Origin of the sequence: Pseudoalteromonas lipolytica (assembly GCF_003515105.1) — a bacterium.
In the GTDB taxonomy this organism is placed as follows: domain Bacteria; phylum Pseudomonadota; class Gammaproteobacteria; order Enterobacterales; family Alteromonadaceae; genus Pseudoalteromonas; species Pseudoalteromonas lipolytica.
On the sequence record NZ_CP032092.1, the window covers coordinates 207,122 to 224,327 of the forward strand.

A 17,206-nucleotide genomic window follows, 5' to 3' on the forward strand; every position below is an offset into this window, starting at 1 on the left:
TATTTATTAAGGAGTTGCCTGATGTGGTTTATTACGACGTTGAAAGAGCCATATAAATTCTATAACAAAAATGGAATACCTATATTAGTCTCTGAAATTGAGTGGACAAACTGCATTTATGACGCTGATGGTGATGTAGTTGGGGAATGTTCACCAAGTGTAATAAAAAATAAGCAGCAAGCACTTTTAGCTTTAGTGGGTGCCGGAGTTTTTGGCTTCCCTTCTAAAAGTGAAGCCAAAGAATTTGCTAAGGGTCTTAAACTAAAAACGTGGAACTATCTGCAATTAGGTTAACGATAATAACTTGATCATTAAGAGCAAGCATTTGTAGAGCTGTATTGGGGTAGCATATTAATTCAAGTATAAGAGGTGTGATTAATGGGAAGGTCAAAACCTGTGAGTTTCGCTGGAAAGCACTTTGAAAGACAAGGTGATGCTGTTGATTATTTTAATAATCAAAAAGTAGAGCTGTTACCAGAGGGTACAATAGAGAATGGCGAACTCTTCGAGTCTTTAAAAGAAGTTTTTGAACGGTACTGTGATAATTCGCCCGGATATGAATTAAATGGCAGGTTGATAACAGGCTTCAGTGTCGCATATGAAAAGCGCCATGTAGAAGGAGTTTGGGCAACTCACCCTTGCTTCAAAGTTCACTTTTCTAACGATGAGGTGAGGCCGTTTTCCATAAAAAAGCAATTAAGTCTTTAGCTGATAACCAAAACTAGAACTTTAAGTAGTAGCAGTCTAAATCAGCTAAGTTAAATACGTCCATTTATTAGAATAGCCACCTATTTTTATTAGGTGGCTATTTTATAGCATCTATTTGTTGCCAACTTACTCGCACTGGTGAACTGAAGCCATACTCATGAATTCATCAACTATAGTGCTTAGCTGTGGAAACCTAGTTTTAACCTCGTATAAGTACATCAAAAGCTTTTGATTGTTGGTTTCGCAATTCAGATAAAAAGGTATGGTTATTAAGTAGTCAGCAAGTGCTGGTGGTATGATTTCAACATGACCGGCATTGTTACGAAGCTCGAAAAACTCTAAGTCACTAACAGCAGAAATGTTAAGCTCATTTAGTTCATCACTTTTGCTCTTAACATACTCAATATCTGCCTTCATTGCCCAAAATGGTACCCAAGCTGAGTTGCTGAAGTTATTTATAAGTTTTTTATAATCACATCTTTCAGTCAGGCTACAATCTAAGAATTCTAAATTAGCTTCGTTGATGTCATAAGGTAATGATTTTACAGCCTCAAAACTGTCTTTTATGACACCTGTCTCTTCAGTAGAGGCAAACTTTATACGATGAAGCCAATATAAAACTAAACCATCAGCATACTCGCTGCTTAAACTTTTAAGGTTTATTCCAGCATAACTCTCAACAGGAATAAATTGGCCGTTCCAAGTAACCGGTTCAGAGAACAGAAATGTACCTTGGTTAAGCTTGCCATTAAAGTGATCGATAATAGTTGAGTAGTCAAAAGTTGGCTCTAAAATAGAGTTGTCAGCGGGGTGACGTAATTGCAAATAAACTATTGATAAAATAGAGCAAAGTAAAATGGCAATGATAAACCACTTCGAGTTTTGATATTTTGAGTATTTATTCAGGTTTGTAAACATAAAAGCCTCCATATGTATGCTTAATAATGTACAGATATACGCAACATATAGAGGCAAAAAAAAATCTAATATTTTTAAAAAATTACTTTTTATTTTGAGGTTGCTCAGCTTTTCGTAGCTCTACCTCTTTTTTGATTTCAAGCTCTTTAAGCTCAACATCACGCTGGTGAGTGGCTTGAATTGCTTTTTGTTCATCGCTCTTTCTATTCTGCAGTCGCTTTTCTAGTTCATCGAATGCAACAGACACTTTCTCTTCTACTGTTTTAGCACGCAAAGACTGTATTGCTCGGTTATATTCTTCATAAGGCATTTTTACAAGAACATATGCATTTGCTACTCCATCAACATTATACAATTCACGCTTTACTCTCTGCGCACCGGCAACACTAACTTCTTCGACAATTGAATCAATAAGCATATTAATTTGAGTCTCAAGATTTGAATCTAGAGTCTGGTTTTCATATGAACGCTCTTGGCCAGAGATAAGCTGTTTAAAGCTCTTTGCTACATCAAATTTAGCTCTGAGCTCGGCTGCTTTTAATGCAAAAGGAGGTTTGTTTGATGAACCGTATCCAACGCCAAATACACCTGTTGAGTCAGATTGTGGTACATCTAAGTACCAATCTGGAATACTATTAATGAGTTGGTCCATTTTCTCGGTTTTTTTATCAACTTGCTTTTGGTGAGCAACTTCTATCTGTTCAATTTTTTCATGGATACCGTTACTAGAACATGCTGAAACTGTTAGTACAGTGATCGCGATTAATAGGTGACCTTTTAAAGGTTTCATGTATTTCTCCAAATTTGAATTTCAAGAGTAACGATACAGGATGTTTAAAAACGCGCATTTTAAAAAAAACTTAAATTTGATAAATCAGCAGGACAGCATTTATGATCCGTATAACCCCCAAATTTGTGAGGGTTATTGAAGAAACTAAAGGATTTTTGCATGAACAAATTCGCCATATTGTTAGGGTTGTCATTTATTTTGCCCAGTAAAGTAATCGTTGTAACTGGTGGAGGAGACCAAGGCGGCCCAGCATATGAAAGTTGGCAAGGGTTGATTATTAAAGATAAAAATCGTTGCTCTACGTAGGTTAAGTTGCAGGCTCGACCATTCCGAGAGCGCCATTTGCTCCCTTACCTTTTCTAGATAGTAAATACTAACATCTAAACAAATGATGACCTGAGTGTGGCCAACTTAAAACTATTTTAATTTTAAGAGCTGTTAATTTCGTTACTTTTACATTATACAAGTTTATCTTTAGTTTAGGGTGTATTTACATTTACGCATATCTACAGCTTTGTCCTTTCTAGCAATACTTCTCATCCTAAATATTTAATGACTTTGTTTTCTTAGTTGAAATATAGATTAACTTCAGACCTTATTTCTTTCGTCAAACCATCAACAGGATCTACTTACACTGTTATGTAAATATAAAATATATTGTATACAGTGATAATTTTATGTTACAAAAGTGTTTCTCTTTCCGAGTTGGATAGAGAAAACAATAATTATCAAAGGTAAATTATGAAAATTAAAACATTAATTCTGGCGCTACCTATACTTGGAGCAAGCTCTTTAGCTCAATCAGCTAACCTGCAAGAGCGCTTGTTTACACCAAAAAATGCAGAAGTTGAGCGCACACATCATCACGGTGTAGATCACCAACATAATGAAAAAGCCCCTATAGCTGAGTTGCAAAAGCAGCCACAACAACTTAATCAATTTATGATGCGCAGCCAAGCCGCCGTTGTCAGTTGTGATTTAGCTGCGATGGCAAGTGCAAGCACTAGTGCAATTATCACTGAACTTAAGAGCCAAGGTACTAATTGCATTAATGAACTTTTTAGTGCGCCATCTTCTATTCAGAGTCAGGTTTATAGTTCAGATAACATGTATGCCGTTGCAAATCATGCTAAGTCACTCTCACAGACTTATGCTGGTGGTGGAGATGTTGATTTAGAAGCGCTGTTTTTATATTTGCGTGCGGGTTTTTATGTTGAGTTTTATAATGCTGACGTGAATTTTAGCTCTTGGGTACAACCTGCAGTAGTTGATGCTATAGATGCATTTGTAAACAATAGCCACTTTTATGATGATAATGATGGACACGGTAAAACACTTGCTGAAGTTATCATAACTATGGATAGTGCTGAGCAGCAGCATCGTTACTTAAACGTGGTAAAGCAGTGGTTAACGCGCTTCAATGAGAGTTATGCTGCAAAATGGAATATGCGTAGTGCTGTTAATGGTATTTTCACGCTACTTTATCGTGGCCAGTGGAATGATGCATTTGTAACCGCTATCGGCACTGATACTGACTTAGTTGCTAAGCTAAGCGCATTTACTCAAAAGCAGTGGATGATAGACTCAGATGCACAATACTTGATTGTTAACGCTGCCAGTGAATTAGCTCGTTTAAAACAATATTCAGGCACGCCAATACAAGCAAGTGTTGATACTGGTTTGAAAGCTATTTTTAGCACCTATAACAGTTTTGGTTATGGTGATGCAGTATGGCTTGCAGCAGCTGATTCTGTAAGTTATTACTCAGATTGTAATGACTACGGTATTTGTGGCTTTGTTGATGAACTAACTCAACAAGTGTTGTCACAAAATTATAGCTGTAGTAGTACTATAAAAATTCGCTCGCAAAATATGACGGCTATTCAACATGCAGCAGCATGTGATGCTATGGGCGCTGAAGAAGGGCTTTTTCATAATAAGCTAGCCACAAATAACACCCCTGTTGCTGATGACAACAATAACTTTTTACAAGTAAATATTTTTGACAGTAGTGACGATTATAGCAAGTACGCAGGTGCTATCTTTGGTATAAATACTAACAATGGCGGTATGTATTTAGAAGGTGACCCATCTGTAGCTGGCAACCAAGCTAATTTTATAGCTTATGAAGCAAGTTATGCCAATGCAGAGCACTATGTATGGAACTTAGAGCACGAGTATGTTCACTATTTAGATGGCCGTTTCGACTTATATGGTGACTTTAACGCACCCACAGAAGATATTGTCTGGTGGTCTGAAGGGGTTGCAGAGTATGTTGCTAATTTAAATAACAACGATGCTGCAAAAGCCACTATTAGTGATGGCTCGCGCTATACACTAGCGCAAATTTTTGACACCACCTATGATGGATTTGATCAAGATCGAATTTATCGTTGGGGTTACTTAGCTGTTCGCTTTATGTTTGAACGTCACAACAACGAACTTGATGCCATGTTGGCTCATACCCGCACTGGTAATTGGAGTGCCTATAAATCAAAAACTGTAGAGTGGGCCAATAACTATGAGAATGAATTTGTACAGTGGTGCGATGACTTAGTTGCAGGTACGAGCACTAATACCTCACCAGTAGCACAAATTAATGGCCCATATTCTGGCATGCAAAATAACAATATTAGCTTCACGAGTAATGGCAGTAATGATAGCGATGGTAGTATCGCCAGTTATCAATGGAACTTTGGCGATGGTAGCAGTTCAAATCTGGCAAATCCTACTCATAGTTACACAAGTGCAGGAGAATACACCATAACATTAACTGTGGTTGATAATGAAGGTGCAAGCCAAACTGTCACTACAGTAGCAACTATCGAAGCTGACAGTAGTGTTGATGATGGTGTGCTATTGAATAGCCAGCCAATTAACATTAGTGGCGCTCAAGATGAATTTTTATATTTCACTTTTGATGTTCCTTCAGGCGCCAGCGACCTTATGTTTAATTTAACTGGTGGTACAGGTGATGCGGATTTATATGTAAGTTTTGAAGCAGCACCGAGTGAAGCTATATATGATTGTCGCCCTTACATTGGTGGTAACGAAGAGTCGTGTGCTATAAATCCTGCACAAGTAGGCCGATACCATGTGATGGTTAGAGGTTATAATGCATTTGATAACGTTCAGTTAACAGCATCATTTACCCAAGTGACTTCTAACGTGCCAGCTGTGTGTGCTAGTCAAGGTAGCCGAAGCAGTGGCCGCTTAAATGATGGCGAAGTAATTTGTCTAGGTAATAGCGATCCTATGTGGTTTAGCATTGCAGATGTTCAAGGCCAAAATGGTATTGCGATCACCACCGCTAATGGTAGTGGTGATTTAAGTCTAAGCTACGCTGCAAGTGGTTGGCCAAATGGTAACAATGAAGTGGCTGAGTCAAATAATAGCGGAAATGGAGAGTGTATTTATATTTCAGGCCAGAGTGAATACTGGGGCTACCTAAAAGTAGCTGGTAATAGCACTGGTGCAAGCTTAGTCGTCGACTTTAACAGTCAAGGGTGTCGTTAGTTAATATATAAACTTAAAGCGTGATCTCACGCACTTTATATAATGGAGTCATCAGTTTTCTGGTGGCTCTTTTTTTATAAAGAAACAAATGCAAAGGTTCATTTCTTCAAAGTCAAAACACCCCTTTAGCTTTTTTCTGGTGTTTTAAACTAACTATAAATTGAACTACTTGGATGTAAAGTTGATAAATAAACATTCAATTGTACTTACGTTGCAAAAGTGTCGCCAAAGCTGACAACTTCAATATTGATGAGTGCATTGAAAGGTAATTAAATTAGGCCAAAGGTGGCTGAATACCAAGAGAAAGAAAGCAACATCAACTCAGTTAACGCTGGACTAAACAATGGTTATCTAAAGAGAAGATTAAAGCCACTTTCTTGCGAAAGTGGCGTTTGTCCTATTGTTAAGCTTAGGACAAAGTTAGCTCTTGAATAAGGCGAATAGGCTCACCATCAACATTTAAAATGGCCTTTACAGAAATCTGTTGTGGTTTGTCAGTTTTTGTTACTTTGAAGGTGTATGTTTTTTGTTCATAAGGTGCTAAATCAACACTTTTCTGTTGAGATTTTGCGGGAGTGGCTTGCTCGAATGATGTCGAGGTTAGAATAATGTCCCCAGTTGTTTCTCCAGAATAAGGACCAGATAAATTAAACGCTACTAACCAATGGTCTTCATGCTCTTTCGTTTTTACTACATTAAACTCAACGCCATTAAACGGGGTTACTCGCTTTGAGAGCGTAGTTTGGTGCGTTAACGACTTCCATTTGAGAGTTTGCGCAATAGTAATCTTATCAGCATTTATTTCTGTTGGCAGTGAGATATTATGTGTTCCTGAGCTCAAGTTGCGTTTTAGCTGATGAGTTTTGCTTGGCTTATCAGCGCTATCTATGAGTGATACTTGTGCAGTAATTTCTAAAGGGGAATCAGTTGGATTGACCACTCTTAAAAAAGGCTTCTGTTGGTGATAATAAATATCAGATTTAACCCCGGAAAGTGTACTAAAACCAGCATTATTTAATGTGGCTATATATTGACTTTCTAAGGCCTCTAGTTCAGAACTGGCTTCATCATGCAGCTCTATAGAGGGTAATTTTGCTAAAATATTACTCAACTCAAGATCGCATTGTGGTATAAACCCCTCGTGTTGCTGACAGGTTTTAAAAACTCGGTTTAGTAGATCATAATTTTTAAAAAGCCAAGGGTTTGTAAGCGCATTCTCTGCTGTGATAGGCAACAAGCGAGAAGGGGTAGGGTTAAATAAGTACGGAGTGATTTTATGATTGTTATTTTGACCTAACAAGCTGATCTTTTCGCTGTTAAGTGTTGCAATCATTTGCTTATTCAGGGGAATAGAAAACTGCTGGGTTACTTTCTTACTACCACGTTGAGCGTGTAAGTTAACGCGTAACTGTGCTTGCTCGAGCGTTAGGTTTATTGCAAGTTTCTTATCTGCAATTAATGCATCTTTTATCTCAGGTGTCAGGGCTATTTGCTTTGTTTTAAAGTTATCGTAGTTTTGTACATTTATAATTAAGTGACTGCTATCTTCAACAACCAGCATCAGCAATTGATCATCACTAGCCTGCTCTTCACCAACAAAAGTACGGCGATATTTTTGGTTTTTTTGGTTACGCTTTCCTTGTAATGCTATGCCAATTTTTCCTCGATGTAATTGAGCTGCTTCGAACTCGATTAGCGCGGCCACTTGGTTTTTATTTGCTACATCAATGAGTGAACTAGGTTTTGGCGCTGGAAAGTCCATGACTGGGTGGTTGGCAGCAGAGGGGGGATTAATATCTAATCGTGATAACGCCGTTGATTGAGTATTACGTAGCCAGTAAGCGTTGCCGTCTTGCTCCCAAGGCCCTGATACAATATGGAAACTAGGTTGGATATTTTCTACAAAATCAGCAAAACCTTGTTCTATTTCCGACCAATTTTTAAAAGTACTTTTAAGCAGTGAGTTAGCTGTTGAAAGTGTGGCTTCGCTGTGTGGGTTCGCCAGTCTTAGCTCTTCAATAAAGTGAGCAAAGTACTGTGCCCGTTCAGGAGAGCTTAAAAGGTAATGAATTATAAAAAAATTAAGTCCACGTTTTAGTGCTGGATCGTCATTTATTTCTTCAATTGTAGGTTTATTTGCGCTGTAATATTGTTTTAAACCGGTTTCAATGTAATTCATTGGGGCGCGATCAAATACCATGACGGTGAGTTGTTTTTGCTTAGGATCATAAACATGGTGAGCAATCGAATCAGCTAAACCTTCGGTGATCCAATTAGGTGCCCACGTTGAATGGCCGTTTAATGCCATATGAAAAGCATGCATGGTTTCGTGAATAACTATATAACGCTGATGGTGCTCACGGTGGCTGGGGAAATTATATCCGGCACGGTTATAAAACATGGTTTCACCACCGGCCGTTTTATGTACCCCACGTAAAAAACCATCATCAAGCATGGCTTCTCGTACACGGGAGCGACTACTACCATAAACAACTGCAATGCGTTGGCGCTCAATATTTGGGGGAGCCATACCAAATAAAGCAACATAATGTGGATATGCCATTTCAAGTAGCTCTAAGTATAGCGTGACCTTCTCTTTGGGTAGATCACTTTTTAGCGCAAAGTGCTTACTTACCCACCAGTTGTAGCCCCGACTATTTCCTATTTTGCCATCGCTGTATGTATATGGAATTGTTTTTCCTAAAAACTCAATATCGATATTATTGAGTGTGCTGGTATAGCCCTGGACGGTAATGTTTGCTTGCATTTTACTTGGGCCGCTTTTTATGTTGCCGATATCAGGTTTATTATTCGCACTAGTATTAGGCGTGGGCTGACAGGCAGTGAGTAGTAAAGTTAATAATGTGAGAGATATAATTTTTGTCATTTTAGTTGCTTTGTTTGTATATTGTATGCAATATAAAATACTGCGTTTAATTGAAAAAGTAAACTATGAATAATAACCAACAATTACAATCAGCAGCACAGCAGGGAACCGATAAAAATAAACAAACTTGGCGTAGCTTTGGGTTAGGTTTCTACTTGGCTAATACCATGGAAATTTTTGAGCGTTTAGCTTGGTATGGCTTTTTTGCAGTATCGTCGGTATATATGACCACACCCATTGAGCAAGGGGGGGTCGGATTTAGTGATGCAGAGCGAGGCGCCGTACAGGGGATAATTCCGTTTTTTTTATACTTATTACCTGTGATCACTGGGGCTTTTGCCGATCGCTATGGCTATAAAAAAATGTTTACATGCTCATTTGTTGTGATGGCGCCAAGCTATTACTTCTTAGGTCAAGTGACTGATTTTAATTCGTTCTTTATGATTTTAATGTTAGTCGCTTTTGGTGCATCCTGCTTTAAACCTGTTGTAGTTGGCACTATTAGTCAAAATACTAACGACAGTAACCGAGGATTAGGCTTTGGTATTTTTTACACTATGGTTAATTTGGGAGGCTTCATTGGCCCGTTAGTGGCTGGGTATTTAAGGACTATTAGTTGGGATGCGGTATTTATTATGTCGGCATCTTGGATTGTTATTAATTTTATTCCATTGCTTTTTTACAGTGAGTCAAGCAGTAAACTACGTAGCAGCATAGGTGCGGCAGCGGTTTTACAGCAAGCTCAACATGTTTTGGGTAACAGCCGTTTCGCATTATTACTGTTTACCAGTGTAATTATTTTAATGACGGGGGGAGTTAGCTGGTTAACGTACACTCAAGCTTTTTCACTAATTACGATTTGGTTAGCTGCGAACTGGTTATGGGATAAGTGCGTAAGCGTGCAAAAAGCGTCTAAATGGTATCTACAACCGGTAAGGGTTAGCAATCGTAGTTTTGCACTATATTTAGCAATATTAACGGGGTTTTGGACGGTATATAACCAACTTTTTTATACTCTACCTCTGTTTATACGTGACTATATTGATACTCAAGATTTAGTTGTACTCTTGAGTTACTTTGGTCAATCAGCAGTGGATTTTTTTGCTTATGTTGATATTCAAGCTTTAAGTAACAAACTGCAAACACTGGCTGCTACTCATAGTGTAACACCAGTCAAAGAGGTAAATTTAGAGGCTGTGCGTCTAGAGTTAGTCCACTTAAAAGTTAATGTTCCTGTTGCTGAAATAGCGCTATTTTTTAAACAAGCCAGTGCTTCTAGCTTTTCGGCTGAGCAAAGTATGCAATTGGCGCAGCAGTGGCTTAAATACCGACAGGTAAACCCTGAATACCTGATTAATTTAGATTTTGCAGCTATTGTTCTGTTACAAATAATAGTAAGTGTTAAATGCCAGCATTTTAAAGTTATATCTGTCCTAATAAGCGGTTTAATTGTCACTGCAGGTGCTTTTTTAGTGTTGTTATTAATGAGCGCGGGGGTATTACTAAGCCAATTGGGCGGTTTAGTAGTGGTAACGGTTATATTATTAATTGCTTTTGGTGAAATGCTCACTTCTCCAAAAAGCCAAGAGTATGTAGCGAGCATAGCTCCAACAGGCAGTGCTGCTATGTTTATGGGTTATTACTTTGTATCTATGGCATTAGGCTTTTTATTTGCTGGATTTTTGTCTGGGTGGAGTTATGGTTACTTAGTCAAAGAGATAAAATCCCCCGAAATCATGTGGCTATTATTTGCAGGCATTGCACTAGTTACCGGATTTGGTTTTTATTTATTAGCGCGATACAAAAGGGTTAAATAAATGATTTTTAAAAATCTGTTTATTTTAATCACCGTGCTTTTAATCAGTCATTGTGAGGCTGCTGCTAGTGAGGTGGTTGATTATAAAAACTTAATAGATAGAACCGGAAGCCCATATTATATGCAGGACTTTGAGCAAGGCGGCCACCAACGTTTTAGCCCTCTTTTTGATCTAGGCGCGTGGCATGGACATTTGCTACCAACAGATGAAAACGTCGGTGCGTTCACCGGGCCTGCTATTGTTACTGAGGAGTATTTAAATTTTATAGCGCCTTATCTAGAAAAGCTGACTGTTTATAAAGGCCTGAAAGTCGATGAGGCCAATAAAGTGAAGCTAGCAATGCGGGCTTACAGTGAACCCGGCGCGTTAGTGCAAGAGCTAAGCGGTGATGGGGTAAACATAACGCTTACTTTGCGCTTTGTGACAAATCGCACTTCATTAGTTAAAACACAGATTAAAACCACAGAGCCTGTTACATTACATTTCACAGGAAAACTTATAAACCATTTACGTGCTAACAATGGCACCGAAAAAGCGGGGCGTTCGCCATTTGTGGTTTATCCGAAATTAAACCCCCGATGGCAAGTCACCAGCAATAGTATTGCGATTAGTTTTGGCAAAGTAAGGGCGCATGGACACCTGCTCACCTCGGGGAGTTCACAGTTATTGCTTAAAAAAACATTAGCGGTTAAAACACGTCATGACGACCTAAGTTACTCAAGCAAAACGCACATAAAAAACAATCGCACATTCTACACAAGCTATTCATATTTATTAAATAATCAAGACGTGGTACGTGAAAGAGAGATTGTTGATGAAATTTTAAAGCAACCCGAACACTATTTATCACGTAGTAAATTACGTTGGCAAGAGTATATAAATAAAGCGACACAGCCAATTAGTAACAAGCAGCCAGCCTTACAAAAACTTGCGGTAAAAAGTGTTGAAACGTTAATTGGAAATTGGCGCAGTAAAGCTGGTGCAGTAGGTTTTGATACCGTTAGTCCTGCCGTGACCGGTCGCTGGTTTTCAGGTAATCAAACTTGGCCTTGGGATAGCTACAAGCAGGCATATGCACTGGTAACATTTAATCCAGAGCTTGCTAAACAAAATTTGAATGCTGTGTTTGAGCATCAAATAACGCCAAACGATGCTGTCAGGCCATGGGATGCTGGATTTATACCTGACTTAGTGGCCTATAATTTTAGTGCAAAACGCGGTGGGGACGGCACAAATTGGAATGAGCGTAATACTAAGCCAAGCTTGGCAGCTTGGGCTGTGTGGCAGGTGTTTGAAAATACAGGCGATACTCAGTGGCTCGCGCACATATACCCTAAACTAGTTGCTTATCGTGGATGGTGGCTACGCAATCGTGATCATAATAAAAACGGTGTGCCAGAGTATGGTGCCACGGTTGATAAAGCTCATAATACTCGTGACGGCAAGTTATTATTTAATGTAAAAACCTCGGCAGGTTGGCGAACAAGAAGTGGCTTAAAAAACTATAGGACTTACCTAAACGATGAAGCAACCTTAGAAATTAAAGTTCCGGCACAAACAGCCGCATCTTGGGAATCTGGTCGTGATGATGCTGCTGTGTTTGGTTTTATAAATAATCAACAGTTAAATCGTTATATAAAAAACGGCGGGATTCGTGGTGACTGGCACGTTGGTTTTGCAGAAAATCGTAATGATACAGGTACATTAGTTGGGTATTCATTATTGCAAGAATCTGTGGATCAAGCCTCTTATATGGCTGCTGATAACCGTTATTTAAGTAAAATAGCGAAGCAGCTTAAGTTACCGCACCAAGCAAGTTACTTTTTAAGGCAAGCCGCTCAGTTAAGGGATTATATCAATCGGTGCATGTTTGATAAAAATACAGGCTTCTACTACGACATTGAAATAGCAGATACCCCCTTAGCGAATGGTTGCGCTGGGAGGACTTTAGTAAAAAGAGGCAAAGGTCCTGAAGGGTGGTCACCGTTGTTTAATCAAGTAGCGAGTATGGAACAGGCCAGTGATGTGGTAAAAACAATGCTTGATAACAATGAGTTTAATACTTACGTTCCGCTTGGCAGTGCTGCGCTGACTAATCCGGCTTTCGGTGCGGATATTTATTGGCGTGGACGAGTATGGCTTGATCAAGCTTACTTTGGGTTAGCAGGTATGAGTCATTACGGTTATTGCAAACAAGCTCAGCAATTAAGTGAAAAGCTATTAAATCATGCCAATGGTTTGCTTTCTAATGCGCCAATACGTGAGAATTATAATCCGCTTAATGGTGAGCAACAAGGAGCGCCTAACTTTTCATGGAGCGCAGCACACTTATTACTAATTGCTCAAAAGCAAGGTAAATGGTGCCAATAATTGGCACTGTTTAATTCAGTTCACCAGACTAATCACACTATGGCATAAATTAATCACCACTGCTTAAGCTTCACAAATTACAAGAGAATTAACACAAATAGAATATTGTATACAATATTCTATTTGTGTTAATATTTATAGGAGTTACCTTTAAGCACAGGAAATATGATGAAAACAACGAACACAGATTGGCGCTTTTCAGTTATGCCGGCCGTATTCACATGGCTAAAAGAGTCTGAATCTGGATCATTTGAAATAGACTTTGATACAACAAAGAAATACGCTGCAGAAATTTTAAAAGTACAAGGGAAAGGCGGTAGTAGAATGGGGGGGCTTGTTGGCTCAGGCACATTAGGTGAAAATAGTTATCTAAGTGTTGATCAGCGTCTTTCTTTACTTGAAGCTCTTTCTGATGTTGCAAAAGAATACGGTGTGCCACTGATCAGTGGTGCTGCGGCAGAAACGAAAGAAGAAATAGCTGAAATTGTAAAGCAACTTGCATCTGTTGGCGTAGATACTGTCATGGTTATGCCACCAAAAACCAAAGAAGCACCTAGTGATGAAGATATGTATGCATATTATGCGCTTTGTGCAACAGCCGCTAAAGAGGCTGGCATTACAATTATGCCTTATAACAACCCAGATGCAGCTGGCTACCATGCGCTCTCAACCGAGCTTCTTAAAAAACTTGCTGCGCTTCCTGAAGTAACTGCGTTAAAAATATCGACGTCAGATGTTTCAATCATTGAGACGATAATGCTAGAAAACAAAGATGCAAAAATTTTGGCAGGTGTAGACACTGTCACTGTGCATGCCGGACTAGCAGGAGCATGTGGCGGGATCACAGGTGTAGGTTGTATCTTTCCAAAAGCGAGTGTGACGATGCAGGAGTATGTAAATAAAGGGGAATGGGCTGAGGCTAACAAAATTTCTCAGGCTATGAATTCCATCTCTTACTTGGATGCTCAACCGCTACTTATGGAGTACCTTAAGTGCGCATTTGGAATTCATCATGACGATAAGGATGGTGGACTTCGTACTTTCGGTAATAAATTAACTCAACAGCAAATTGATGACGTTCGTGCAAGATACCTTATAGCACGAGAGAGGCTTAAAGCTTTGGACTTGTTAGGCTAATTCGTTGTCTAGTTCTTTCAAGTACTAATTAGCTGCACGGTAAGTATTCGCCGTGCAGCAATGAGTATATTTATCTTATAACCCAAATGGGTTTTCGAGGCTATGAGCGGGTTCAGTGAACCACTTTGGACCATTTTCAGTAATATAAAAGTGATCCTCTAAACGCACACCAAATTCACCAGGTACAACTAGCATTGGCTCATTACTAAAGCACATACCTGCGGCTAGAGGTGTTTTATCGCCGCCGACTAGGTAAGGCCATTCATGGATGTCTAAGCCTATACCATGACCGGTACGGTGTGGGCAGCCAGGTGTTTGATACTCAGGGCCAAGGCCTTGCTCTGCTAAGTAAGAGCGGGCAGCGTTGTCGACACTCTCACAACTTTGACCTGTTTGAGCTGCATCAAAAGCGGCCATTTGTGCGGCTTTTTCATAATTCCAAAATTGGCGTTGGCGGTCTGTAGCTTCACCAAATACGTAAGTGCGAGTTATATCTGATAAGTAGTCGTGTACTTTACAGCCAGTATCAATTAAAACCATATCTCCTTTTTTAAGAATTTGTGGCTCTTTGACACCATGAGGAAATGATGTCGCGAGGCCAAACAAAACGATGCAAAAGTAGTTACCAGGCGCGCCAACTTTTTTGTGCGCTTGTTTAATAAATTCTTCTACCTCAGTTGTGCTTATACCCTCATATAGCATGCTGGCTGTGGCCTGATGAACTTTTAAGGTCATATCCATCGCACGCTGTATTAGCATTAGTTCATTGGCTGACTTATGCATGCGGCAATGAGCTGTAACAGGCTGTGCATTAACGAGGTTTAAGCCTGTTTGCGCTTTATTTATGCCATCGAAAATGAAAAACTGCGCGCTTTCGTCAATCCCTACAGTGCCGTTCTCAGCAATGCCCATTTCGGTGAGCACTTTGACAAATAATGCATAAGGGCTTTCGTGTTCAAGCCAGCCGCGAATTGGGCCTTCTATAACTTTAAAGCCATTGAGAGAGCCAATTTCAAAATCAGGGGCTATATATTGTACTTCGCCCTTCGCGGGTAAAATAGCACCGACCATGCGCTCACTTGCGTACCAGCGCATACCCGTAAAGTAAGTAAGGTTAGTCCCTGCATTTAAGTAAATTGCATCAATATTATTGGCTTGCATATACTCTTGAGCACGGGCAATACGGGCTAGATGCTCATCAGCTTGAATGGGAATTAAATCGCGAGTCATATTGGAAAGACTAGCAAGTGCTTGTTCTTTCGTTTGAGTACCAATACCTTTGGTCATCATTAGGTTCTCCTATGTATTTGTTTAATTATAATTTTTAAAGAATTAGCGCATAAACCGGTTTATAGAATATGGCTCTAAATTTATGGAGGGGGCTTTATTGAGACACAAATCTGTAATTAACTCGGAAGTTATGGCTCCTTGTGTCAACCCTAAATGCTGATGACCAAAGGCAAAGTACAGGTTATTGTGATTGGGGGCTTGGCCTATTATAGGTAATGAGTCAGGCAATGATGGCCTACAGCCCATCCATGTAGTCTTGGCACTAAGAGGCTGGCTAGCTAATAACGCTTGTGCATGGGGCAGTAAAGCTAATGCACGTTTATTATTAGCCTTTCTATTTATACCCGCAAACTCCACTGTGCCTGCCACTCTTAACCCTTGACTCATCGGGGTCATGATAAGACTCCGTTCAGCAGAAGCTACGGGCCGTGTTAGGCCATGGTTAATATTAACCATACAGTGGTAACCACGCTCGGTATCTAAGGGTGCTGTGTATCCAAGCGGCTCGATGAGAGAGGCACTCCAAGCACCCGCTGCGATCACGACTTTATCGAAATTGAGACTATCTTGTTCATCACTCACCATAAAACCTTCACTCTTAGGCGTGATAGCAACTACTTTCTGTTGACGAAATTGCCCTTTTAATAAACTGAACTTTTGCGCTAATTGGATACAAAATAAATGTGGTTCAATACTATGAGCAACGTCTTCAAATAATAAAGCGTGTTTTATTTTGTCGGATAAACTGGGCTCTAGAGCATGTACTTGCTTTGTATCAAGTAGCTTTACTTTAATTCCTTGCGCTTGATACATAGCCAAGGTGCGCTGCACATCAACCAATGGGGTTTTTTCAAAGGTAAGTAAACTCCCTTGTTTAGTAAGCAGGTGGCCCAGTTGATAGTTTGCTAATAATCTTTCATAAGCATGAATTGCATGTTCATTTAAGGCTTTGAGAGCATGTGTATGTGCAATAAATCTGGCACTAGGCATATTTTTAATAAACTGCCAAAACCAAGGGAGAGCTTTTATTGCATAGCGCCAATCAATGCGCAATGGTCCTAATGGGTTAAAAAGCATAGCAGGTAATTTTTTTAATAATGCTACCTGCGCTAGAGGAAATACCTGTTCGGTGGCAAAGTGCCCAGCATTACCTTTTGAACAGCCTTGCGCTAGGCCATTTTCATCGTATAGCGTCACTGCAAAGCCAGCTTGTTGTAACTGTAAAGCTGTGCAAATACCAATTACACCGGCACCGATCACGGCGACTCTTTGAGTTCTTGTATTGGTCAAAATTACCTTCCCCTGATGATAAAAGTAAAACGCTATACGTTTTATAAAAAATAAATCGATATTGTATTTACTGACAAGTAGTAAGAAAAAACTCTACAAGCTCTTTCTAACTCATTTTTAGATATAATTTTCAATTAGTTATGTGTAATTAGTTATTTGTAATCTTTTAAGCGTGTGTACCTATAAATTTAATATTAAAATAGGATATTGATTATTGTATACAATATACTTATCATATCAAGCATAAATTCAGTTCGGAATAGGCAAATGAAAACCAATTGGCATGGTATAAACCCAGCAATAGCCGCTCAGTTTAATATTGATGAGTTAGTTAGCTCTACATGGCAACTAGTTGGCAGCGCTATAGTAAAAGCTATAGCAGATTTTAAACTACTGGTTGTAAATGAAAAAACTTCTTCATCAACGCTTAACGATACTGCGAAAGCGTATTGTGTTGATGTAAATAAACCTAAATTGGATTAA

General features: G+C 39.3%; 13 protein-coding genes. 8 read left to right on the forward strand and 5 right to left on the reverse strand.

Annotated features, from left to right (window positions below):
• The first annotated feature begins 21 nt into the window (after positions 1-21).
• Together D0907_RS20815 and D0907_RS20820 are read left to right on the forward strand one after the other, a co-directional pair.
• The gene (locus D0907_RS20815) at positions 22-294 is read left to right on the forward strand and encodes a hypothetical protein (protein ID WP_118845639.1); all 273 of its coding nucleotides are present in this window, start codon (positions 22-24) and stop codon (positions 292-294) included.
• Positions 295-378: 84 nt separating this feature from the next.
• The gene (locus D0907_RS20820; protein ID WP_118845640.1) at positions 379-708 is read left to right on the forward strand and encodes a hypothetical protein; all 330 of its coding nucleotides are present in this window, start codon (positions 379-381) and stop codon (positions 706-708) included.
• Positions 709-834: 126 nt separating this feature from the next.
• Here the strand turns inward: D0907_RS20820 and D0907_RS20825 are convergent, their stop codons facing one another.
• Positions 835-1,626 carry a hypothetical protein gene (locus D0907_RS20825; protein WP_118845642.1) on the reverse strand — a complete coding sequence of 264 codons (792 nt, stop codon included), beginning with the start codon at positions 1,624-1,626 and terminating at the stop codon, positions 835-837.
• Between the two features lie 82 nt (positions 1,627-1,708).
• A complete protein-coding gene (locus D0907_RS20830) occupies positions 1,709-2,416 on the reverse strand; it encodes a hypothetical protein (protein ID WP_118845644.1) in 708 nt (235 codons plus the stop codon).
• Between the two features lie 159 nt (positions 2,417-2,575).
• Between D0907_RS20830 and D0907_RS21120 the strand changes: the two genes are divergently transcribed.
• The gene (locus tag D0907_RS21120) at positions 2,576-2,722 is read left to right on the forward strand and encodes a hypothetical protein (RefSeq protein WP_162898095.1); all 147 of its coding nucleotides are present in this window, start codon (positions 2,576-2,578) and stop codon (positions 2,720-2,722) included.
• Between the two features lie 435 nt (positions 2,723-3,157).
• A complete protein-coding gene (locus D0907_RS20835) occupies positions 3,158-5,932 on the forward strand; it encodes a collagenase (RefSeq protein WP_208706596.1) in 2,775 nt (924 codons plus the stop codon).
• Positions 5,933-6,341: 409 nt separating this feature from the next.
• Here the strand turns inward: D0907_RS20835 and D0907_RS20840 are convergent, their stop codons facing one another.
• Positions 6,342-8,819: a hypothetical protein gene (locus tag D0907_RS20840; RefSeq protein WP_118845649.1), complete on the reverse strand. Its 2,478-nt coding sequence runs from the start codon at positions 8,817-8,819 to the stop codon at positions 6,342-6,344.
• Positions 8,820-8,884: 65 nt separating this feature from the next.
• On the opposite strand from D0907_RS20840, the gene D0907_RS20845 reads away from it, so the two are divergent.
• From D0907_RS20845 to D0907_RS20855, 3 genes are all read left to right on the forward strand, one after another.
• Positions 8,885-10,636, forward strand: a complete 1,752-nt coding sequence (locus D0907_RS20845; protein WP_118845651.1) for an MFS transporter — start codon at positions 8,885-8,887, stop codon at positions 10,634-10,636.
• Positions 10,637-13,006 (forward strand): alpha-glucosidase, encoded by a 2,370-nt coding sequence (gene ygjK, locus D0907_RS20850; protein WP_118845654.1) that lies wholly within the window; start codon positions 10,637-10,639, stop codon positions 13,004-13,006. It abuts the gene before it with no gap.
• Positions 13,007-13,174: 168 nt separating this feature from the next.
• Entirely contained in the window at positions 13,175-14,143 is a 969-nt protein-coding gene (locus D0907_RS20855; RefSeq protein ID WP_036973847.1) for a dihydrodipicolinate synthase family protein, read from the forward strand.
• A gap of 75 nt (positions 14,144-14,218) precedes the next feature.
• Here the strand turns inward: D0907_RS20855 and D0907_RS20860 are convergent, their stop codons facing one another.
• Together D0907_RS20860 and D0907_RS20865 are read right to left on the reverse strand one after the other, a co-directional pair.
• Positions 14,219-15,433 carry a M24 family metallopeptidase gene (locus D0907_RS20860; protein WP_036973848.1) on the reverse strand — a complete coding sequence of 405 codons (1,215 nt, stop codon included), beginning with the start codon at positions 15,431-15,433 and terminating at the stop codon, positions 14,219-14,221.
• A 42-nt stretch (positions 15,434-15,475) separates the two neighbouring features.
• A complete protein-coding gene (locus D0907_RS20865) occupies positions 15,476-16,723 on the reverse strand; it encodes an NAD(P)/FAD-dependent oxidoreductase (RefSeq protein WP_162898096.1) in 1,248 nt (415 codons plus the stop codon).
• 267 nt (positions 16,724-16,990) lie between these two features.
• Between D0907_RS20865 and D0907_RS20870 the strand changes: the two genes are divergently transcribed.
• On the forward strand, positions 16,991-17,206 hold the full coding sequence (locus D0907_RS20870) for a hypothetical protein (protein WP_118845658.1): 216 nt from the start codon (positions 16,991-16,993) through the stop codon (positions 17,204-17,206).